Below are 20,357 nucleotides of genomic sequence, written 5' to 3' on the forward strand. Positions count from 1 at the left end.
GTGCGATAGTGTCGACACCGTTGTGTCCGCTGTGAACCCGGAACCGGGCCCGGACACGGATCAGGGAGGGCATCCGATGGCCGATCAGGACACGCATGTCGTGCTCGCCCGCCTGCTGCGGCTGCGGGACCGGCGGGAGCCGCTGGTCGCGCAGATCGCCGAGTGGGTGGGCGCCGGGATCATCGAGGGTCGGCTCGCGGCCGGCCAGGACCTCAACAGCGTCGACCTGTCGCGCCGGTTCGACACCAGCCGTACCCCCGTGCGCGAGGCCCTGATGGTCCTCGAACAGGAGGGCCTGGTCGAGATGAAGGCGCGCCGCCGGCCCCGGGTCGCCGCGCCCTCCCTCCAGGACATCCGGGACATCTACCAGGTCCGGCGGCAGCTCCTGTCGATGCTCGCCGCCCTGCTGGTCGAGCGGGCCACCGACGAGGAGATCGCCGAACTGCGCGGCCGGGTGGAGAAGATGCGCGGACTCGCCGACGAGGGCGACGTGGACGCGTACTTCTGGGGCCATGTGCAGCTCCAGGAGCGGATGACCGAGATCGTCGGCAACGCCACCCTCAAGCAGATCCTCGACTCCCTTGCGCTGCGCACCCTCATGCTCCGCCACCTCAGCCTGACCCGCCCCGGCCGCCTCGCCTACAGCGTCGACGACCAGGAGCGGCTGATGCAGGCCTGCGAGGAGCGTGACGGCGAGCTGGCGTCCGCCCTGATCGCGGGGGCGACGGTGCGGGCGCTGCGCTCGGTGGAGGAGCAGATCCAGGAGCAGGAGGCCGGCCGCAAGCCGGCACGCCGACGGCGCACCCCGTCGACGTGACGGCCCGCGAGTCCCCCGGGGCGGGCCCGGGGGCCCGCCGTCTCACTTCGCCAGCACCCCGCCGTCCACCGGGAAGTTCCCGCCGGTGACCCACGCGGACTCGTCGGACGCCAGATAGACGGCGCACCAGGCGATGTCCTCGGGCCTGCCGACCCTGCCCAGCGGGATACGGGCCAGCAGGGCCGCCTGGGCGGCGCCCTCGTGCGCGCCGGCCGACTCGGTGGCCGGGGTGCGGACCATGCCGGGGGAGATGGTGTTGGCCCGGATCCCGGACGGGCCGCCCTCCACGGCGAGCTGCCGGGTCAGGCCGAGCACCGCCGACTTGCCCGCGCAGTGCGCGACCATGCCGAACGTGCCGCTGCCCCGGAAGGCGTTCACCGAGGCGAAGTTGACGATCGAGCCGCCGCCCGACGCCAGCAGGTGCGGCCAGGCCGCCCGGACCGGCAGGAAGACCACGTCGACCTCGCCGCGCAGGGTCGGCGTCCACTGCGCGGCGAAGTCCATCTCCGCCGCGCTCGCCATGTGCGGGGCGATCGCGCCGGCCGTCACCAGCACGTCGATCCGGCCGTACCGTTCGTACGCCGAGTCCGCGAACTGCCGGGCGTCCGCCGGGACCGTCATGTCCAGCGGGGCCATGACGTCGACCTTCACCCCGCGCCCGGCGGCGAGTTCGCGGGTGCGTTCGGCCGCGTCCGCGTCGATGTCACAGCCGACCACGGTGGCGCCCTGCTCGGCGAAGAGCAGCGCACAGCCCTGCCCGATCCCCGCGCCCGCACCTGTGACGAGGGCGACCTTGCCGGTCAGGCGTTGTCCGGTCCGGGGCTCGGTCATGACGTTCTCCTCGTCGCGTGGGGAGCTCTTCCACTAAGTGTCTAGTGTCGACAGTAAGGCGCGGTCAAGGGTTCCCCGGTCATTCACAGCGCAAGGTGTCGACACTGTGCCCTTCTTCGGGCAGACTGCGGGCTCAACGGGAAAGGCCGCGCATCCGGCGCGGAACCTGTGCGTGCGCGTCCAGAGAAGTCACAGGCCGGCAAGGGCCACGGCAAAGGCGCGCACTTTACGTTCCGTTGAACGGCCGGTCACGCGGCGCGCTGCCCCCCTGAAAGCCACGTGACCGGCCTCCCCAGTCATCGAGTCGACGGAGGGCCGCCCCATGACCGTCGTACCACCGCACCAACAGCCTCTCGGCAGGCGGACGTTGTTCCGGATCGCCGGCGCGGGAGCCGCCGCGTCGCTGCTCGGCGCGGCTCCGGCCGTGGCCGCGGCGGACTCGGCGTCCGTCGCCGGACAGACCCTGGTGTCCGCCCCCGCGGACCCGGACTTCGTGTTCACCGCCGACCTGTCCAACACCACGGGCGCGGGCGAGGCCTCGCCGATCGACGCGCCCTACTGGCTGGGGGCCTACCAGGTCACCAACGCCCAGTACGCGGCCTTCCTCGACGACAACCCGAACGCCGGGTACACCGTCCCCTCGTACTGGAACGACGGCACGGTCCCGGCCGGCAAGGAGCAACACCCCGTCCTCCAGGTCGCGTTGGCGGACACCGGGGCCTTCTGCGACTGGCTCACCGGGCAGGCCGACGGCTGGACCTTCCGGCTGCCGACCGAGGCCGAGTGGGAGAGCGCGGCCCGCGGCCCCGGCTCCTACGCCTACCCCTGGGGAGACACGGCCGGGACGACCTACACGGACTCCGTGCTCACCAGCAGGTACAACTACAACGCGGTGTGCGCCGCCTACTATCTCGCCGACTACGGCTCGACCGAGGCCACGTACGACGAACCGGACTCCACCCGGTACGGCGAGAGCGAGCCGGTCTCCGAGATCCTCACCGTCTCCGCGACCGGCGGGGTGACCGGCTGGATCTACCACGACACCTGGACCGGGTTCGTCTACACCGACCTCTTCGACGCGCTGATGGCGACCGGCGGACTCACCTCGGCCGTGGGCGCCTACGCGGACGGCGTCAGCGTGTACGGCGCCTACGACATGGCAGGCAACTGCTTCGAGTGGACCTCCAGCGTCGTCACGGCCACCAACGGCCAGGAGGCCGGACTGGACGTCAACGCCGTGCGCGGCGGCTCCTGGTACGCGACCCTGCGCAGCTGCACCACCCACTACCGCGGCGAGGGCCGGGACGGCAGCGGCGGCTACCCGACGGTGGGCTTCCGCGTCGCCGCCGACCAGAGCTGAGCGATGCGGGCCCGGACATCGGTCAAGTCCCTTGAGACGAGAGCCTGAGACGAGAGGCGGTACGGCATGACCCGGCACACCTCCCTGCGGATCGCCGTGGCCGGCGGGCTGCTCCTGGCCGGCGCGCTGCCCGCGCTCCCTGCCGGGGCCGCCGACGCGGCCGTCTGCGTCCCGTCGTACACCCTGACCGGCTCGGCCGCGGCCGGCACCAACACCCGGCACGTCGTCACCGCCGACCTCGACGGTGACGGTGCGGCGGACGTGGTGGCGGCCGACCTCGACGCCGACTCGGTGACCGTGCTGCCCGGCGCCGGGGACGGGACGTTCGCGGCGCCGAGCAGCACGTATGCGGTGGGGACCCGGCCGTACCAGACCGTGGTCGCCGACTTCGACGGCGACGGGCATCCGGACCTCGCGACCGCCGACTTCGGCGGGGCCCAGGTGAGTGTCCTGCTCAACTCCGGTGACGGCACTTTCGGTACGGCTTCGGCGATCGACGTGTCCGGGTCGCCGCGGGCGCTCGCCACGGGGGACCTGAACGGCGACGGCCTGGCCGACCTGGTGGTCGCCGAGCAGCAGACCAGCACCGTGCGGGTGCTGCTCGGCGACGGGGACGGCACCTTCACCGACGCCGGCCAGACCGCCACCGGAAGCCAGCCACACGGCGTCGTCGTCGGCGACTTCGACGGCGACGGCCATGCCGACGTGGCCACCGCCAGCGTGGGCAGCGCGGGGGTGAGCGTGCTCCTCGGCGACGGCACCGGAGCCCTGGGCACCGCCACCGGGTACGCCGCCACCGCCCGCCTCTACTCCCTCGCCGAGGGCGACTTCGACGGGGACGGCGACCTCGACCTGGCCGCGGTGAGCAACGGCGCCGACACCCTGGACGTGCTGCCGGGCAACGGCGACGGCACCTTCGGTACGGCCACCGCCTACGGCACGCCCGCGCTGCCGGTCGCCGTGGGCGCCGCCGACCTGGACGGGGACGGCACCACTGACCTGCTGGTCTCTTCTCTGCAAGGGAACTCGGTCACGCCGTACACGGGCGCCACCGAGGGCACCCTCACCGAGCTGACCGACGTGCCCGCCACCGGCGCCTACGACGCGACGGCGGCCGACCTGGACGGCGACGGCGTCCGCGACCTCGTGGTGGCGGACAGCACGGACGGCCGGGTCGACGTGTTCCGGGGGACCTGCCAGTGACCGGAACCTCACGAACGGCTGCCGCCGGCACTTCCACTGCCGGCGGCAGCCTGCTCAGGAGGCCCGGACGGCGGCTAGCTGTCCGTGACCATGAGGGACGCCATCATGCCCTCGTCCTCGTGCTGCAGCAGATGGCAGTGGAGCATGTACATGTAGGTGTCGTCGGAGAAGTCCGTGAACTCCATGGCGATCTCGATCGAGCCGCCGCCGACCACCTCGTACGTGTCGTACCAGCCGAGTTCGACACCGGTCGGGTCCTCGCCGTTGATGGAGATCAGCTGGTACGGCACGTCGTGCAGGTGGAACGAGTGCTCCAGCTGCGTGCTGTTCTTGATCGTCCAGATCTCCTTGGACCCCAGCGTGGTGCTGATCATGGCCATGGAGGACATGCTCGTGCCGGCCGAGCCGTTGATCAGCATCGTCGCGCCGGACTGGCCGAGGGTGATGGTCCGCGCGGTGAAGTCGCTGGTGTCGTACCGGTCGATGGTCCGCAGCGAGCTGGGCAGGTCGTCCGGGGTGTCGGTGCCGCTCGCGGTGACGGCCAGGAAGTCGTACGTGCCGCTGCCGCCGCGCACCCAGCCGGTGGTGACGACCGCCTGCAGGGTGACGTCGTCCGACATGTCCATCACCATCTCGGCACGGGCGCCGGCCACCAGCCGGATGGTGGTCACGTCCGCCGCCTCGGCCAGGTAGCCCTGGTCGGTGGCGATCTGGGTCATGGTGCCGCCGTCGCTGCGCTGGATCGTGATGATGTCCGACGGCGAGGCGTTGAGCAGCCGGAACCGGGTCCGGGTCTTGGTCGCGGTGAAGGTGAGGGTGGTGTCGTCGACGTTGGTGCCGTTGACCAGCAGCGGGTAGCTCAGGCCGCTGCTCAGGTAGCCGGTGAGGTCGTACTTGATGTCGCCGGAGCTGTCGACGGCCAGACACTGGAAGATCAGCGGGATGTCGTCCGTGCCGTACGTGCTGGGCAGGTCGGCGCTGGTGGTGTCGGAGCTGTCCTCGACGATGATCATGCCGGCCAGGCCGTGCACCGCCTGCTTCGCCGTGGTGCCCAGCGCGTGCGGGTGGTACCAGAGCGTCATCGGCTCGTCCTTGACCGTGAAGGTCGGCGACCAGGTCTCCCCGTCGGCGAACGCGACCTGCGGACCGCCGTCCATCTTGGCCGGGACGTGCGCGCCGTGGAAGTGGACCGTGGTGTCCTCGCCCAGGCTGTTGGTGATGTTGAGGACGTTGACGTTGCCCTTGGTCCACTTCATGGTCGGGCCGAGGAACGACTGGTTGTAGCCGGCGGTGGTGCTGGTGACGCCGCTGAGCACCTCGGCGCTGCCGGTCTTCGCCTCCAGGGTGAAGGTGGTGGTGCTGTCGGAGGTGGTGCCCTCGAGGAGGTCCGGGACGGTCAGGGTGGCGGTGTTGGTCGCCGCGCCCGCCTTGTTGCCGCTCGCGTCGGTCAGCAGGGCGAAGGTGGAGCCGGCCGCGGCGACGGCGCCCAGACCGACCCCGGCCATGCCGCCGAGGAACTTCCGCCGGTGAACGCCCTTGCCGCGCTTGGCCGTTGCCTCCTTGGAGTGCTCGGCGTCCGTGACGCGCTCCGCCTTGGTGTGCTCGGCCTTGGCGTGGTCCGCGCCCTTGGCCCGGCGGCGCCTGCCGCCGGTGACCTGCTCTTCGTTCCTGTCCGCCCCGGAGGCGGGATCTGTGGTGTGGGTCATGGCCCCGGATGTTTGACCTGGGGACTGTGTGAAATCTGAGGCGAAGTTAGGAGCGAACCTGCCCGACTGTGAGGCGGCCGTGGACGCTGATAATGCTTAACTCCCTTGAGGAAAGCCGGAGTTGGGCAGATGCAGCTAGCGACCCGGGTGCGGGACGCAACGGACACAGACGGCGTGCAGCACGGGCACAGGATAACGATTAAGTCACAGGTGGAACCCGGGGTCAGGCCTGTCCGACACGCCGAACAAGCCCCATGTAGCGATCCCAGTCCCAGTGCTTCCCGGGATCGGTGTGGTCCGTCCCCGGCACCTCCACGTGTCCGATCACGTGCTCGCGGTCCACGGCCATCCCGTACCGCCGGCATATCGCGGCCGTCAGCCGCGCCGAGGCCGCGTACATCGCGTCGGTGAAGTCCTCCGGGCGGTCCACGAACCCCTCGTGCTCGATCCCGACACTGCGCTCGTTGTACGACCTGTTCCCCGCGTGGAACGCCACGTCCAGCTCGCGGACCAGCTGGGTGATCCGCCCGTCCTTGCGCACGATGTAGTGCGCCGCGGCCTGGTGCGCCGGATCCTGAAAGGCCTTCACCGCGCTCGCGTAGCCGCCCTGGGTGACATGGACGACCACCCGGTCGACCGGGTAGTCGGACGGCCGGTCCGCCGTCCGGTAGTTCGCCGGGGACGCCGCCACCCAGCGTGCCCCCGTGAAGTCCACCGCGCCCGCCACCCGCGCCTTGCGCACCCCGGGCAGCCGCCAGTACAGCCGCGCCAGCTCGTCCCTGGTCAGCGCCACCGTGCCCGCGGCCGCCGCCGCCCCGCCGATCAGCAGCGCCCGCCGCCCGAGCCTGCGGTCACCGTCGTCCGTCCTCGCCCCCATGTGATCCCCAACGGATACTCGCGGGCCCCGGTTCCCGCGCCCCCGTACCCTGGAGGGGCTATGACTGACACCCCGCAGCGCACCCGTCCCCTCCGCGTCCTCGCCGCCATGTCGGGCGGCGTGGACTCCGCCGTCGCCGCCGCCCGCGCGGCCGAGGCCGGCCACGACGTCACCGGCGTCCACCTCGCGCTCTCCGCGAACCCGCAATCGTTCCGCACGGGCGCCCGGGGCTGTTGCACCATCGAGGACTCCCGCGACGCCCGCCGCGCCGCCGACGTCATCGGCATCCCGTTCTACGTCTGGGACCTCGCCGACCGCTTCCGCGAGGACGTCGTCGAGGACTTCGTCGCCGAGTACGAGGCCGGCCGCACCCCCAACCCGTGCCTGCGCTGCAACGAGAAGATCAAGTTCGCGGCCCTGCTCGACAAGGCCCTCGCGCTCGGCTTCGACGCCGTCTGCACCGGCCACTACGCGAAGGTCGTCACGCTCGCCGACGGCTCCCGCGAGCTGCACCGCGCCTCCGACATGGCGAAGGACCAGTCGTACGTCCTCGGCGTCCTGGACGAGCGGCAGCTCGCCCACGCGCTCTTCCCGCTCGGCGACACCCTCACCACCAAGGACGAGATCCGCGCCGAGGCCGAGCGCCGGGGCCTCGCGGTCGCCAAGAAGCCCGACTCGCACGACATCTGCTTCATCGCCGACGGCGACACCCAGGGCTTTCTCGCGAAGCGGCTCGGCAAGACCGAGGGCGACATCGTCGACGAGTCCGGCACCAAGGTCGGCACCCACGAGGGCGCCTACGGCTTCACCATCGGCCAGCGCAAGGGCCTGCGCATCGGCCACCCCGCCGCCGACGGCAAGCCGCGCTACGTCCTCGACATCTCGCCGGTCGACAACACGGTGACGGTCGGCCCGGCCGCCGCCCTCGACGTCACCGGCCTCACCGCGATCAAGCCCCGCTGGTGCGGCACCGCCCCCACCGCCCCCGGCGTCTACACCGCCCAGCTCCGCGCCCACGGCGGCGAGACCGAGGTGCGCGCGGAACCGGTCGACGGCGAGCTGCACGTCACGTTCACCGAGCCGGTCCGTGGCGTCGCCCCCGGCCAGGCGATCGTCCTGTACGACGACACCCGCGTCGTCGGCTCGGCGACGATCGCCTCGACCGTCCGGCGTCAGCCGGTGACCTCGACCTCGTAGAAGCAGAGGTGGTCCTTGATCCGGGCGACATCCGTCTTCGGCTCCGGGTACGCCCAGACCAGGTCCGGCGCGTCCGGCAGCGACCAGTAGGAAGCGGTCCCCTTGAAGGGGCAGACGGTGTGCGTGTCGGAGGGCGTGAGGAGGTCGAGCCGGACGTCCTCGGCAGGGATGTAGTGACGCGGCGGACAACCGGTCTCGTGCAGCACAAGCGCCCGGTCGCTCTCGGCGAGAACCAGATCGCCGTGCGTGACACGGACGTGCTGGTCGCTGTCTTCAATGGTGATCGTGTGTCCAGAGGCCATGTAGTGGTGACACCGACAGACGGCCCCTTGTTCCCGACGGTGGAGCAACCCCCTGCTATTCGGGGGCGCCGGGAACGGCGCGACCAGCCCCCGCCCAGCCGCAGCCGCGAAACGACTCTCCTACCCTGAACGCATGCGAATCTGTGTCTTCCTCTCCGCGGCAGATCTCGACGACCGCTACACCCGCCCCGCCCGTGACTTCGGAAAACTGATCGGCAAGGGCGGCCACTCCCTGGTCTGGGGAGGCTCCGACACCGGCCTCATGAAGGTCGTCGCCGACGGCGTCCAGGAAGCCGGCGGCAAGCTGATCGGCGTCTCCGTCGAGTTCCTCGCCCACAAGACCCGCCCCGGCGCCGACGAGATGGTCATCGCCGCCGACCTCGCGGAGCGCAAGCGCCTGCTCCTGGCGAAGTCCGACGCCGTCGCCGTCATGGTCGGCGGCACCGGCACGCTCGACGAGGCCACCGAGATCCTGGAGCTGAAGAAGCACGGCCACACCGACAAGCCCGTCGTCCTGCTCAACACCGCCGGCTTCTACGACGGCCTGAAGCAGCAGTTCCACCGCATGGAGGCGGAGGGCTTCCTGCCCCGCCCCCTGGCGGAACTGGTGTTCTTCGCGGAGGAACCCGCCGAGGCGCTCGCATACCTGGAGGCCGGCCGCGACGCCCGCTGATGCGAGCATGGCCCTCATGGCAACTCATGTGATCACCGGTGCCGGTTCCGGCATCGGCGCCGCCGTGGCCCGCCGTCTGCACGCGCGCGGGGACGACGTCGTACTGCACGCGCGCGACGCGGGCCGCGCGAAGGAACTGGCCGCCGGGTTCCCCGGCGCCCGCACCCTGGTCGGCGACCTGGCGGACCCCGACAAGCTCTCCTGGGCCTTCTCCCACCAGACCCTCCCGGACCGGGTGGACTCGCTGCTGCACATCGCCGGCGTCGTCGACCTGGGCGAGGTCGGCGAGCTGACCCCGAAGTCCTGGCGCCACCAGCTCAACGTCAACCTGGTCGCACCGGCCGAGCTGACCCGGCACTTCCTGCCCCAGCTCCGCGCCGCCCGTGGCCACGTGCTCTTCGTGAACTCCGGCGCGGGACTCAACGCCAACGCGGGCTGGTCGGCGTACGCGGCCTCCAAGCACGGCCTGAAGGCCCTGGCCGACTCCCTCCGCGCCGAGGAGCACGGCAACGGCGTCCGCGTCACCTCGGTCTACCCGGGCCGCACCGCGAGCCCCATGCAGGCGAAGGTCCACCAGCAGGAGGGCAAGGAGTACGATCCGGCGCGCTGGATCGACCCGGAGTCGGTGGCGACCACGATCCTCACCGCCCTGGACCTCCCGAGGGACGCGGAGATCAACGACCTGACCGTTCGCCCCGGCGCCTGATCAGGCGGCCCGTGGCCGGGCGCCCCGCAAGGGGCGCGGGGAACTGCGCGACCAGCTCCCACAGGCCCGCACTCGCACGAGGAACCGTCGCACCCCCCCGCCGGCCACCGAACCTAGGCTTCCCACGTGAACGCAACCCCCTCCTTCGGCCCCGCGACAGCGGTCGGCTCCCTCCCCGGCACCGACGCCCGAGAGGCCGCCAAGACCGCCACCGGCAGCTTCGAGGACTTCCCCTTCCTGCCCGAACTGCCCGCCCGCGGCCCGGGCGCCGACATGATCGGCCGCACGGCGGGCCTGCTCGTCGAGCTGTACGCGCGCGTGGAGCCCAGCGGCTGGCGGCTCGGCGACCGGCCGGGCCGGGACACCCGGCGCGCCAGGTCCTGGCTGGGCGAGGACCTGGACGCGCTGGAGGAGTTCACCCAGGAGTACACGGGTCCGCTGAAGGTGCAGGCGGTCGGCCCCTGGACGCTCGCCGCCGCCCTGGAGCTGCGCAACGGCGAGTCGGTGCTCTCCGATCCCGGCGCCTGCCGTGACCTGGCCGCCTCCCTCGCCGAGGGGCTGCGCCTCCACCTGGCCGAGATGCGGCGGCGTATCCCCGGCGCCCGCCTGGTGCTCCAGCTCGACGAGCCGTCGCTCACCGCCGTACTCCGCGGCCAGGTGAAGACCGCCTCCGGCTACCGCACCCACCGCGCGGTCGACCGGCAGGTCGTCGAGTCCACCCTGCGCGACGTGTTCGGCGTGCAGGCCGGCGGCCCGGTCGTCGTCCATTCCTGTGCTCCGGACGTCCCCTTCGCCCTGCTCCGTCGTGCCGGAGCCGCCGCGGTCTCCTTCGACTTCTCGCTCCTCACCGAACGTGACGACGACGTGATCGGCGAGGCGGTGGAGGCCGGTACCCGGCTCTTCGCCGGTGTCGTGCCGGGCACGGACACCGCATTGTCAGACCCTGCCGGTAGCGTCATGGGTGTCAGGACGCTGTGGCGCAGGCTGGGGCTGCGACCGGGGCTTCTCGCGGAGTCCGTCACGGTCACCCCGGCGTGCGGGCTGGCGGGCGCTTCCCCCGCGTACGCCCGGGAGGCGCTCGCCCACTGCGTCCGGGCGGCGAGATCACTCGCGGACAACCCAGAGTAACGGGAGGAACACGGTGGCCGGCGACAAGCAGCAGGCGGAGACGGCAGTGCCCGCCGAGGCACGGGAGAAGCACGCGCGGCTCGCTGAGCAGATCGAGGAGCACCGCTTCCGGTACTACGTGAAGGACGCCCCGGTCGTCAGCGACGCGGAGTTCGACAAGCTCCTCAAGTCGCTGGAGGCGCTGGAGGACGAGTACCCCGAGCTGCGCACGCCCGACTCGCCGACACAGAAGGTCGCCGGGGCGTACGAGACGGAGTTCACGGCGGTCGAGCACCGCGAGCGGATGCTGTCGCTGGACAACACGTTCAACGACGACGACCTCGCGGCCTGGGCCGAGCGGATCCACAAGGAACTGGGCGAGCAGGAGTACCACTTCCTGTGCGAGCTCAAGGTCGACGGCCTCGCCGTCAACCTCACCTACGAGCACGGCCGCCTCACCCGCGCGGCGACCCGCGGCGACGGCCGCACCGGCGAGGACATCACGCCCAACGTCCGTACGATCGCCGAGATCCCGGACCGGCTGGACGGCGAGCGCGTCCCCGACCTGGTCGAGATCCGCGGCGAGGTCTACTTCCCGATGGAGAAGTTCGCCGAGCTCAACGAACGCCTGGTCGCGGCCGGCGACAAGCCGTTCGCCAACCCGCGCAATGCGGCGGCCGGTTCGCTGCGCCAGAAGGACCCGCGGGTCACCGCCTCCCGCCCGCTGCACATGGTCGTCCACGGCATCGGCGCCCTGGCCGGCTTCGAGGGCCTGAACCGGCTCTCCGAGGCCTACGACCTCCTCAAGACCTGGGGCCTGCCCACCTCCCCGCACAACAGGGTGGTCGACGACCTCGACGGCGTACGGGAGTTCATCGCCTACTACGGCGAGAACCGGCACTCCGTGGAGCACGAGATCGACGGCGTCGTCGTGAAGCTGGACGAGATCCGGCTCCAGGGTCGGCTCGGCTCGACGGCCCGGGCGCCCCGGTGGGCGATCGCGTACAAGTACGCGCCGGAAGAGGTCAACACCAAGCTGATCGACATCAAGGTGGGCGTCGGCCGCACCGGGCGGGTCACGCCGTACGCCCAGGTCGAGCCGGTCACCGTGGCCGGCAGCGAGGTGGAGTTCGCGACCCTGCACAACCAGGAGGTCGTCAAGGCCAAGGGCGTGCTGATCGGCGACACCGTGGTGCTGCGCAAGGCCGGTGACGTCATCCCGGAGATCCTCGGCCCGGTCGTCGACCTGCGCGACGGCAGCGAGCGGGAGTTCGTGATGCCGGCCGAGTGCCCCGAGTGCGGGACGCCGCTGCGGCCCATGAAGGAGGGCGACATCGACCTCCGCTGCCCCAACGCGCGCGCGTGCCCCGCCCAGTTGAGAGAGCGGGTGTCCTACCTCGCGGGCCGCGAGTGCCTGGACATCGAGCACTTCGGCGGGGTCGCGGCGGCGGCGCTCACCCGGCCGCTGGAGCCCGCCGACCCGCCGCTGGTCGACGAGGGCGACCTGTTCGACCTCACCGTCGAGAAACTGCTGCCCATCAAGGCGTACGTCCTCGACCCCGACAGCGGGCTGCCCAAGCGCGACCCCAAGACCGGCGAGGAGAAGGTCGTCACGGTCTTCGCCAACCAGAAGGGCGAGCCGAAGAAGAACACCCTCGCGCTGCTCCAGAAGATCGAGGAAGCCAAGACCCGCCCGCTCGCCCGCTTCCTCAACGGCCTGTCCATCCGGCACGTCGGACCGGTCGCGGCCCAGGCGCTGGCCCGCGAGTTCCGCTCCATCGACCGCATCGAGCAGGCCACCGAGGAGGAGCTGTCGAACATCGACGGCGTCGGCGGCATCATCGCGACCGCGCTCACGGAGTGGTTCGCCGAGGAGTGGCACCGCGAGATCATCCGAAAGTGGAAGGCCGCTGGAGTCCCGCTGGAGGACGAGTCCACGGGAGAGGACGAGGGACCGCGTCCGCTGGAGGGCCTCACCGTCGTCGTGACCGGAACCCTGGAGCACTACACCCGGGACGGCGCCAAGGACGCGCTGCAGAGCCGCGGGGCCAAGGTGACCGGTTCGGTGTCGAAGAAGACCGCGTTCGTGGTCGTGGGTGACAACCCCGGATCCAAGTACGACAAGGCGATGCAGCTGAAGGTTCCCGTTCTGAACGAGGACGGATTTGTCGTCCTTTTGGAGCAGGGACCGGACGCCGCGGCCGAAGTCGCCCTTCCGACCGAGGAGTAGTGGTTGAAGGCCACCCGTTCGGTGCATATCAGATGCATACGGGTGGCCGGGGCGCAATCGGGCAACCGTCGTCGACCGCTGCCCGTGGAAGCCTTCTGCGGCCTACTGTTGAGACGTGCGCCTGCCGTGCCCAGCTGCGGTCGGGGCATTCCCGTGCTCCGGCAGGGCACGGACCGCACGGCGTGGGCACCGCCGGCTGTGAGAGGGACGGGAATGGAACCGACCGAGAGCGCCGCCACGGGCGCCCGGCTGCCGCTGCGCCGCCGGGCGTGTGCGTGGCGGGGGAGCCGGTGGGCGGCGCGGGGCGACCGGCGCCCCGGTCCGCCGGGCAGGCCGGCGGTGAGCGGCGCGGCGGACGCGCGCGACCCGCTGCCGCTGGCCGCCGTCGAACCGCCGCCCGGCCTGGTCGGCACCGAACACGAACGCCACCTGTCCTGGCCCGCGTTGCCCGCCGGAGTCGTCGCTGCCGCCGCCTTCGTCCTCGGCGCCGGTTTCTACCGGGCGTTCTCCGACGACCACGCCCTCTTCCCGTCCGGCACGGTCGGCTGGTCGCTGGCCGTGCTGACCGGCATCATCGTCGGCCACCTCGTCCTGCTCGGCCGCGCCCGCTGGTGGGGCGGCACCGGCTCCGGCGCCGCCCTCACCCTCGCCGTCCTCCTGCTCTACGGCTGGGTGCCGGCCGGCATGGTCAGCCTCACCGTCGTCGTCCTGGTCGGCATAGCCAGGCGCCACCGCTGGCGGCAGGGCGTCCTGCACGGCGCGGTGGACATCCTCGGCATCGGGGCCGGCGCCCTGGTGCTCCTCGTCTGCGGACGGGTCCCGACCGTCGAGTCGCCCTGGAACCCCGACAGCTGGAGCGTCGCCACCGCGCCCGAGGTCGTGCTCGTCGCGGCCGCCTACCTCGCCGTCACCCGCGCCCTGCTCTGGTACCTGCACGCACCGCGCGGCGGCGGCCTGCCCACCGTCGCCCGCACCGCCCTGATGCGCCAGGGCCTGGTCGCCGTCGCCCTGCTCGGCATCGCCCCGCTGATCTGCGTGGTCGCCGTCGCCCAGCCGCTGCTGCTGCCGCTGTTCTCCATCCCGCTGGTCGCCCTCGACTCCACCCTGTGGATAGCCCGGGCCCGCGCCGAGGAGCAGCTGCGCGACCCGCTGACCGGACTGCCCAACCGGCAGTGGCTCCTGGAGCGGATCTGGACCGCCCTCGACGACGCCGAACGCATCGGCGCCCGCTCCGCCCTCATGCTGATCGACCTCGACCGGTTCCGTTCGGTCAACGACACGCTCGGTCATCTCGCCGGTGACCGGCTGCTCCTCCAGATAGCCGACCGGCTGCGGGCCGCGCTGCCGCGCGGTGCGGAGGCGGCCCGGCTCGGTGGCGACGAGTTCGCGGTCTTACTCCCGGTCGCCGACTCCACGACCTCGGCCACCCGGGTGGCCCGGAGCCTGGTCACGGCCCTCTCCTCGCCGCTCGACCTCGACGGCCTCACCCTCGTCCTGGAGGCCAGCGCGGGGGTCGCCGTCTTCCCCGACCACGCGCTCGACGCGGAGGGTCTGCTGCGCCGGGCGGACGTGGCGATGTACCAGGCGAAGCGGGACCGTACCGGCGTCGAGGTGTACGAGTCCAAGCGGGACTCCAACACCCCCGACCGGCTGGGCCTGCTGGGCGACCTGCGGCGCGCCCTGGACGCCCACGAGGTGCAGCTGCACTACCAGCCGAAGGTCCGTTTCGACGGGCAGGTGGCCGGTCTCGAGGCGCTGGTGCGCTGGGTGCACCCCGAGCGGGGCAAGGTGCCGCCGGACGAGTTCATAGCGATCGCCGAGTCGTCCGGGCTGATGCCCCATCTGACGGAGTACGTGCTGGAGACCGCGCTCGGGCAGGTCGCCGAGTGGCGGGCGCAGGGGCTGCGGGTGCCGGTGGCGGTCAACGTCTCGCCGCGGGACGTCCACACGCCGGGGTTCGCGGGCCTGGTGGCGGCGAGGCTGGCCCGGCACGGCGTGCCGGCCGGGGCGCTGCAGCTGGAGATAACCGAGCACGTGCTCCTGGAGGACCCGCAGCGGGCCGCCGACACCCTCGCCGGGCTGAACGGGCACGGCGTGAAGATGTCCCTCGACGACTTCGGCACCGGGTACTCGTCCCTGGTGCATCTGCGGCGGCTGCCGGTGAGCGAGCTGAAGATCGACCGGTCCTTCGTGGCCCGGCTGGCGATCGACAACGAGGACGCGGAGATCGTGCGCTGCACGGTCGACCTCGCGCATTCGCTGGGGCTGCTGGTGGTCGCGGAGGGGGTGGAGGACGACGAGACGTGGGAGCGGCTGCGGGACCTGGGGTGCGACGCCGTGCAGGGGTGGCTGGTCGCCGCCGCGATGCCGCCGGAGGAGACCACGGCGTGGTTGCTGGCGCGGGGGTCGCGGGGGTGGCAGCGGCCGCGGGCGGCGTTGCCGGCGGCCGAGTAGTCTCCCACTCGGCCTGCCCGTTCGCCGTCTCCGGAGGTGAGCGTCTGCCGTGGGGGTGCGGTGGTGTGGGCGGCCAACGGTGCGTCGTGGTTGCTCGCGCAGTTCCCCGCGCCCCTAGAAGGCGCAAAGACAAAAGACGCAAAGACGAAAGACGGGGCGTTCAGGTCCTACGGAGTGGCGAAGTGGTCGACCAGTAGGGCCAGCCTCGTCTCGTGGGCCTCCTCCGGCAGGCGGCCGCTGCGCATCAGCGTCACCATGCCGTGCAGGCCCGCCCAGAACGTCTCCGTCAGGATGCCGGGGGCGTCGTCGCCCGTGGCGATCGGCTCGATCGCCCGCAGCAGCTCGCCGAACGCCGCCCACAGGGCCTCCGGGGCCTCCTGGGTCGCGAACGGCAGGTCCACCCGGTGGGTGAACATCGCGTCGTACAGAGCGGGGCGCCTGCGGCCGAACGACGTGTACGCCTCCGCCACCGCCGCCAGCGACTCCCGCACGCCCTGCGCCGCCGCGCGGGCTGCCCGCAGCTCCGTCGCCATCTCCGCGAAACCCTGGACGGCCACCGCCGCCATGATCGCGTCCTTGCCCTTGAAGTGGCTGTAGAGGACCGGCTGGCTGTACTCGATCTCGGCGGCCAGGCGACGGGTCGTCACCGCGTCCCAGCCCTCGCTCTCGGCGAGTTCGCGCGCGGCGGTGACGATCAGCTGCTCGCGCTCTGCCCGTTCGCGTTCCCGGCGGTTCTGAATCGACATGCTCCGGATTCTAGCAGCGCTAGCCAATCTGTCGACGCTCTGCTAGCTTCGCTATCAGTCCTAGCGCTGCTAGAAAACCATCGACAGGGGGCCGCCATGACCGTCACCGCCTACACGCTCGCCGTTCTGCTCGACCTGTTCTGCCTGTTCCTCGGCTACCGGTTCCTGTTCCAGCCGGGGCCTGCCGCCGCCGGATACGGCGTGCCCGCCGACCCGACGGGCGACGCGGGTGCCTATCTCTCCGTCAAGGGCCTCAGGGACGGCACGTTCGGCGTCGTGGGGCTCGCGCTGCTGGCCTTCGCCGGAGCGCACGCCGAGGCCTGGTTCATGCTCTGCGTGGCCCTCGTACCGCTCGGGGACACGCTGACAGTCCTGCGGCACGGCGGCACCCGGGCCGTCGCCTTCGGGATCCATTTCGCCACCGCGGTCGTCGTCCTGATCAGCGCCGCGCTGCTGTTCCTCGTCTGAACGAGGCCACCCGCCACGGAAACCGTTTAACGGGTACTCGCCCGTGCCCCATAGGATTGGCTCCAAACCGCACACACTCACCCCAGAGGAACGCTGCATGCCTGGCATCACGCGCGAGGAGGTCGCCCACCTCGCCCGGCTGGCGCGTCTGGAGCTGAAGCCCGAAGAACTCGAACACTTCGCCGGCCAGCTGGACGACATCATCGGCGCGGTCGCCCGCGTCAGCGAGGTCGCCGACCAAGACGTACCGCCGACCTCGCACCCGCTGCCGCTGACGAACGTCATGCGCGCGGACGAGGTCCGTCCCTCGCTCACCCCCGTGCAGGCGCTCTCCGGCGCCCCGGCCCAGGAGCAGCAGCGTTTCAAGGTGCCGCAGATCCTGGGGGAGGACTAGACAGCCATGACGGACATCATCAAGCTCGGTGCCGCCGAGATCGCCGCGAAGATCGCCGCCGGCGAACTCACGGCCGTCCAGGTCACCGAGGCCCACCTCGCCCGGATCGAGGCCGTCGACGAGAAGGTGCACGCCTTCCTGCACGTCGACCGCGAGGGCGCCCTGGCGCAGGCCCGTGCCGTCGACGAGAAGAAGGCCCGGGGCGAGAAGCTCGGCCCGCTCGCCGGCGTACCGCTCGCGCTCAAGGACATCTTCACCACCGAGGGCATCCCGACCACGGTCGGCTCGAAGATCCTCGAAGGCTGGATCCCGCCGTACGACGCGACGCTCACCAAGCGGCTCAAGGCCGCCGACGTGGTCATCCTCGGCAAGACCAACATGGACGAGTTCGCCATGGGGTCGAGCACGGAGAACAGCGCGTACGGGCCGACCGGCAACCCGTGGGACCTGACCAAGATCCCCGGCGGTTCGGGCGGCGGCTCCTCCGCCGCCCTCGCCTCCTTCCAGGCCCCCCTCGCCATCGGCACCGACACCGGCGGCTCCATCCGCCAGCCGGCCGCCGTCACCGGCACGGTGGGCGTCAAGCCGACCTACGGCGCCGTCTCCCGTTACGGCATGGTCGCCTTCTCCAGCTCCCTGGACCAGGGCGGGCCCTGCGCCCGTACGGTCCTGGACGCGGCCCTGCTGCACGAGGTCATCGCCGGGCACGACCCGATGGACTCCACCTCCATCGACGCGCCCGTCCCGCCGGTCGTCGAGGCCGCCCGCAACGGCAGCGTGGCCGGTATGCGCGTCGGTGTCGTCAAGCAGTTCCGCGGCGAGGGCTACCAGGCCGGCGTCATCCAGCGGTTCGACGAGTCCGTCGCGCTGCTGAAGGAGCTGGGCGCCGAGATCGTCGAACTGGACTGCCCGTCCTTCGACCTCGCGCTGTCGGCGTACTACCTGATCGCGCCCAGCGAGTGTTCCAGCAACCTCGCCCGCTTCGACGGCCTGCGCTACGGCCTGCGGACCGGCGACGACGGCGGTCACTCCGCCGAAGAGGTCACCTCGCTCACCCGTGAGGCGGGCTTCGGCCCCGAGGTCAAGCGCCGCATCATGCTCGGCACCTACGCGCTGTCCAGCGGGTACTACGACGCGTACTACGGCTCCGCCCAGAAGGTCCGCACGCTCATCACGCGGGACTTCGAGAAGGCCTTCGAGCAGGTGGACGTCATCGTGTCGCCCACCACGCCGACCACCGCCTTCGCGATCGGCGAGCGCGCCGACGACCCGATGGCGATGTACCTGGCCGACCTGTGCACCATCCCGACGAACCTCGCGGGCAACGCGGCGATGTCGCTGCCCTGCGGTCTCGCCCCGGAGGACAACCTCCCGGTGGGCCTGCAGATCATCGCCCCGGCGCTGAAGGACGACCGGCTTTACAAGGTCGGCGCCGCCGTCGAGGCCGCCTTCGTGGAAAGGTGGGGGCACCCGCTCCTGGAGGAGGCACCGTCGCTGTGAGCAACGCACTGTCGAAGGCCAAGGGCTTCAAGAAGTCGAAGTCCGGTACGTACCTGTCCATGGCCACCACCGCGTTCGGCGCGGTCGGTGTCGCCAAGCAGATCAAGAAGGCCCGCGCCGAGCACGACACGCTGCGGCTCATCGACGCCACCGTGTCCGCCGTCGCGATCGTCACCGGTTTCGCCCTGCTGTACCGCGAGCTGAAGCGGCTGGGCGACGACGACGTCCTGCTGGGCTGAGAGGGAAGTTTCACCGTGACCACCACGACCGACCTGGTGTCGTACGAGGACGCGCTGGCGTCCTACGACCCCGTCATGGGCCTTGAGGTCCATGTGGAACTCGGCACCAAGACGAAGATGTTCTGCGGCTGTTCGACCGAGCTGGGCGCCGAGCCCAACTCGCAGACCTGCCCGACCTGCCTCGGCCTGCCCGGCGCGCTCCCGGTCGTCAACGCGACCGGCGTCGAGTCCGCGATCAAGATCGGCCTCGCGCTGAACTGCGAGATCGCCGAGTGGTGCCGCTTCGCCCGGAAGAACTACTTCTATCCGGACATGCCGAAGAACTTCCAGACCTCCCAGTACGACGAGCCGATCGCCTTCAACGGCTACCTCGACGTACAGCTGGAGGACGGGGAATCCTTCCGCGTGGAGATCGAGCGCGCCCACATGGAGGAGGACACCGGCAAGTCGACGCACGTCGGCGGCGCCACCGGCCGTATCCACGGCGCGTCCCACTCCCTGCTCGACTACAACCGCGCGGGCATCCCGCTCATCGAGATCGTCACCAAGCCGATCGAGGGCGCCGGCGAGCGGGCCCCCGAGGTCGCGCGGGCGTACGTCCGTGAGCTGCGCGAGGTCATCCGGGCGCTCGGCGTGTCCGAGGCCCGCATGGAGATGGGCCAGATGCGCTGCGACGTGAACCTGTCGCTGCGCCCCAACGGCACCGAGAAGTTCGGTACCCGCTCCGAGACGAAGAACGTGAACTCGCTGCGGTCCGTGGAGCGCGCGGCCCGCTTCGAGATCATGCGGCACGCGGCCGTGCTGAACGGCGGCGGGACGATCATCCAGGAGACCCGGCACTTCCACGAGGACACGGGGTCCACGACCTCCGGCCGCGTGAAGGAGGAGGCCGAGGACTACCGGTACTTCCCGGAGCCCGACCTGGTCCCCGTGGCGCCCTCGCGCGCGTGGGTCGAGGAGATCCGCGCCGCGCTGCCGGAGATGCCGCTGGCCCGCCGCACCCGGCTGCTCGCCGAGTGGGGCATCTCGGCCTTCGACATGCAGGCGATCATCAACGCCGGTGCGCTGGACCTGATCGTCGCCACCATCGACGCCGGGTCCGACGCGGCCTCCGCGCGCAAGTGGTGGATGGGCGAACTGGCCCGCAGCGCCAACGAGTCGGGCACCTCGCTCGACGAGCTGGCGATCACCCCGGCGCAGGTCGCCCGGGTCACCGAGCTGGTCTCGAAGGGTGACCTGAACGACAAGCTGGCCCGGCAGGTCATCGAGGGCGTCCTCGCCGGCGAGGGCACCCCGGACGAGGTCGTCGACAAGCGCGGCCTGAAGGTCGTCTCCGACGAGGACGCGCTCACCGCCGCCGTCGAGGAGGCCATCGCCGGCAACCCGGGCGTCGCCGACAAGATCCGCGGCGGCAAGGTGGCCGCGGCCGGTGCCCTGGTCGGCGCGGTCATGAAGGCGACCCGCGGCCAGGCCGACGCGGCCCGCGTCAAGGAGCTGATCCTGGAGAAGCTGGGCGTCAGCGAGGGCTGAGCGAGAGCACCACGCAC

At 71.4% G+C, this 20,357-nt stretch carries 19 protein-coding genes; 14 read left to right on the top strand and 5 right to left on the bottom strand.

The genetic code is table 11. The features are described from left to right. The first annotated feature begins 76 nt into the window (after window positions 1–76). Window positions 77–817 carry a GntR family transcriptional regulator gene (locus ACGF5O_RS33085; RefSeq protein ID WP_393813575.1) on the top strand — a complete coding sequence of 247 codons (741 nt, stop codon included), beginning with the start codon at window positions 77–79 and terminating at the stop codon, window positions 815–817. Window positions 818–859: 42 nt separating this feature from the next. On the opposite strand, the gene ACGF5O_RS33090 is transcribed toward ACGF5O_RS33085, so the two are convergent. Further along, window positions 860–1,648 (bottom strand): SDR family NAD(P)-dependent oxidoreductase, encoded by a 789-nt coding sequence (locus ACGF5O_RS33090; protein ID WP_393813576.1) that lies wholly within the window; start codon window positions 1,646–1,648, stop codon window positions 860–862. Window positions 1,649–1,970: 322 nt separating this feature from the next. Between ACGF5O_RS33090 and ACGF5O_RS33095 the strand changes: the two genes are divergently transcribed. Both ACGF5O_RS33095 and ACGF5O_RS33100 read left to right on the top strand, forming a co-directional pair. Then, a complete protein-coding gene (locus ACGF5O_RS33095) occupies window positions 1,971–3,008 on the top strand; it encodes a formylglycine-generating enzyme family protein (protein ID WP_393813577.1) in 1,038 nt (345 codons plus the stop codon). Window positions 3,009–3,074: 66 nt separating this feature from the next. After that, window positions 3,075–4,211, top strand: a complete 1,137-nt coding sequence (locus ACGF5O_RS33100) for an FG-GAP repeat domain-containing protein (RefSeq protein WP_393813578.1) — start codon at window positions 3,075–3,077, stop codon at window positions 4,209–4,211. 74 nt (window positions 4,212–4,285) lie between these two features. Here ACGF5O_RS33100 and ACGF5O_RS33105 read toward each other — a convergent pair whose 3' ends face one another. Beyond that, the gene (locus ACGF5O_RS33105) at window positions 4,286–5,917 is read right to left on the bottom strand and encodes a multicopper oxidase family protein (RefSeq protein ID WP_393813579.1); all 1,632 of its coding nucleotides are present in this window, start codon (window positions 5,915–5,917) and stop codon (window positions 4,286–4,288) included. Window positions 5,918–6,140: 223 nt separating this feature from the next. Then, on the bottom strand, window positions 6,141–6,794 hold the full coding sequence (locus ACGF5O_RS33110; protein ID WP_393813580.1) for an N-acetylmuramoyl-L-alanine amidase: 654 nt from the start codon (window positions 6,792–6,794) through the stop codon (window positions 6,141–6,143). Window positions 6,795–6,854: 60 nt separating this feature from the next. On the opposite strand from ACGF5O_RS33110, the gene mnmA reads away from it, so the two are divergent. Further along, window positions 6,855–7,991 carry a tRNA 2-thiouridine(34) synthase MnmA gene (gene mnmA / locus ACGF5O_RS33115; RefSeq protein WP_393813581.1) on the top strand — a complete coding sequence of 379 codons (1,137 nt, stop codon included), beginning with the start codon at window positions 6,855–6,857 and terminating at the stop codon, window positions 7,989–7,991. On the opposite strand, the gene ACGF5O_RS33120 is transcribed toward mnmA, so the two are convergent. Continuing rightward, on the bottom strand, window positions 7,967–8,293 hold the full coding sequence (locus tag ACGF5O_RS33120; RefSeq protein WP_393813582.1) for a DUF427 domain-containing protein: 327 nt from the start codon (window positions 8,291–8,293) through the stop codon (window positions 7,967–7,969). The two genes, mnmA and ACGF5O_RS33120, sit on opposite strands and share 25 nt — an antisense overlap. Window positions 8,294–8,426: 133 nt before the next feature. On the opposite strand from ACGF5O_RS33120, the gene ACGF5O_RS33125 reads away from it, so the two are divergent. From ACGF5O_RS33125 to ACGF5O_RS33145, 5 genes are all read left to right on the top strand, one after another. Continuing rightward, the gene (locus tag ACGF5O_RS33125) at window positions 8,427–8,966 is read left to right on the top strand and encodes a TIGR00730 family Rossman fold protein (RefSeq protein WP_393813583.1); all 540 of its coding nucleotides are present in this window, start codon (window positions 8,427–8,429) and stop codon (window positions 8,964–8,966) included. Window positions 8,967–8,982: 16 nt separating this feature from the next. After that, entirely contained in the window at window positions 8,983–9,672 is a 690-nt protein-coding gene (locus ACGF5O_RS33130) for an SDR family oxidoreductase (protein ID WP_393813584.1), read from the top strand. Between the two features lie 126 nt (window positions 9,673–9,798). Beyond that, complete coding sequence (locus ACGF5O_RS33135; protein ID WP_393813585.1) at window positions 9,799–10,800, top strand: methionine synthase; 1,002 nt, start codon at window positions 9,799–9,801, stop codon at window positions 10,798–10,800. A 13-nt stretch (window positions 10,801–10,813) separates the two neighbouring features. After that, the gene (gene ligA, locus ACGF5O_RS33140; protein ID WP_393813586.1) at window positions 10,814–13,009 is read left to right on the top strand and encodes an NAD-dependent DNA ligase LigA; all 2,196 of its coding nucleotides are present in this window, start codon (window positions 10,814–10,816) and stop codon (window positions 13,007–13,009) included. A gap of 213 nt (window positions 13,010–13,222) precedes the next feature. Next, complete coding sequence (locus ACGF5O_RS33145) at window positions 13,223–15,463, top strand: putative bifunctional diguanylate cyclase/phosphodiesterase (RefSeq protein ID WP_393813587.1); 2,241 nt, start codon at window positions 13,223–13,225, stop codon at window positions 15,461–15,463. Window positions 15,464–15,630: 167 nt separating this feature from the next. Here the strand turns inward: ACGF5O_RS33145 and ACGF5O_RS33150 are convergent, their stop codons facing one another. Then, the gene (locus ACGF5O_RS33150; RefSeq protein WP_393813588.1) at window positions 15,631–16,209 is read right to left on the bottom strand and encodes a TetR/AcrR family transcriptional regulator; all 579 of its coding nucleotides are present in this window, start codon (window positions 16,207–16,209) and stop codon (window positions 15,631–15,633) included. 96 nt (window positions 16,210–16,305) lie between these two features. Between ACGF5O_RS33150 and ACGF5O_RS33155 the strand changes: the two genes are divergently transcribed. The 5 genes from ACGF5O_RS33155 to gatB all read left to right on the top strand — a co-directional run bounded on the left by ACGF5O_RS33155 (window position 16,306) and on the right by gatB (window position 20,340). After that, window positions 16,306–16,677 carry a DUF4267 domain-containing protein gene (locus ACGF5O_RS33155; RefSeq protein ID WP_393813589.1) on the top strand — a complete coding sequence of 124 codons (372 nt, stop codon included), beginning with the start codon at window positions 16,306–16,308 and terminating at the stop codon, window positions 16,675–16,677. A 97-nt stretch (window positions 16,678–16,774) separates the two neighbouring features. Further along, on the top strand, window positions 16,775–17,071 hold the full coding sequence (gene gatC / locus ACGF5O_RS33160) for an Asp-tRNA(Asn)/Glu-tRNA(Gln) amidotransferase subunit GatC (RefSeq protein ID WP_293990396.1): 297 nt from the start codon (window positions 16,775–16,777) through the stop codon (window positions 17,069–17,071). A gap of 6 nt (window positions 17,072–17,077) precedes the next feature. Continuing rightward, complete coding sequence (gene gatA / locus ACGF5O_RS33165) at window positions 17,078–18,571, top strand: Asp-tRNA(Asn)/Glu-tRNA(Gln) amidotransferase subunit GatA (protein WP_393813590.1); 1,494 nt, start codon at window positions 17,078–17,080, stop codon at window positions 18,569–18,571. Beyond that, on the top strand, window positions 18,568–18,810 hold the full coding sequence (locus ACGF5O_RS33170) for a hypothetical protein (protein WP_089098594.1): 243 nt from the start codon (window positions 18,568–18,570) through the stop codon (window positions 18,808–18,810). The genes gatA and ACGF5O_RS33170 overlap by 4 nt, the downstream gene beginning before the upstream one ends. Before the next feature lie 15 nt (window positions 18,811–18,825). Continuing rightward, window positions 18,826–20,340, top strand: a complete 1,515-nt coding sequence (gene gatB, locus ACGF5O_RS33175; RefSeq protein ID WP_393813591.1) for an Asp-tRNA(Asn)/Glu-tRNA(Gln) amidotransferase subunit GatB — start codon at window positions 18,826–18,828, stop codon at window positions 20,338–20,340. Window positions 20,341–20,357 lie beyond the last annotated feature (17 nt).

This window comes from Streptomyces sp. NPDC048291, assembly GCF_043201715.1.
GTDB lineage: Bacteria > Actinomycetota > Actinomycetes > Streptomycetales > Streptomycetaceae > Streptomyces.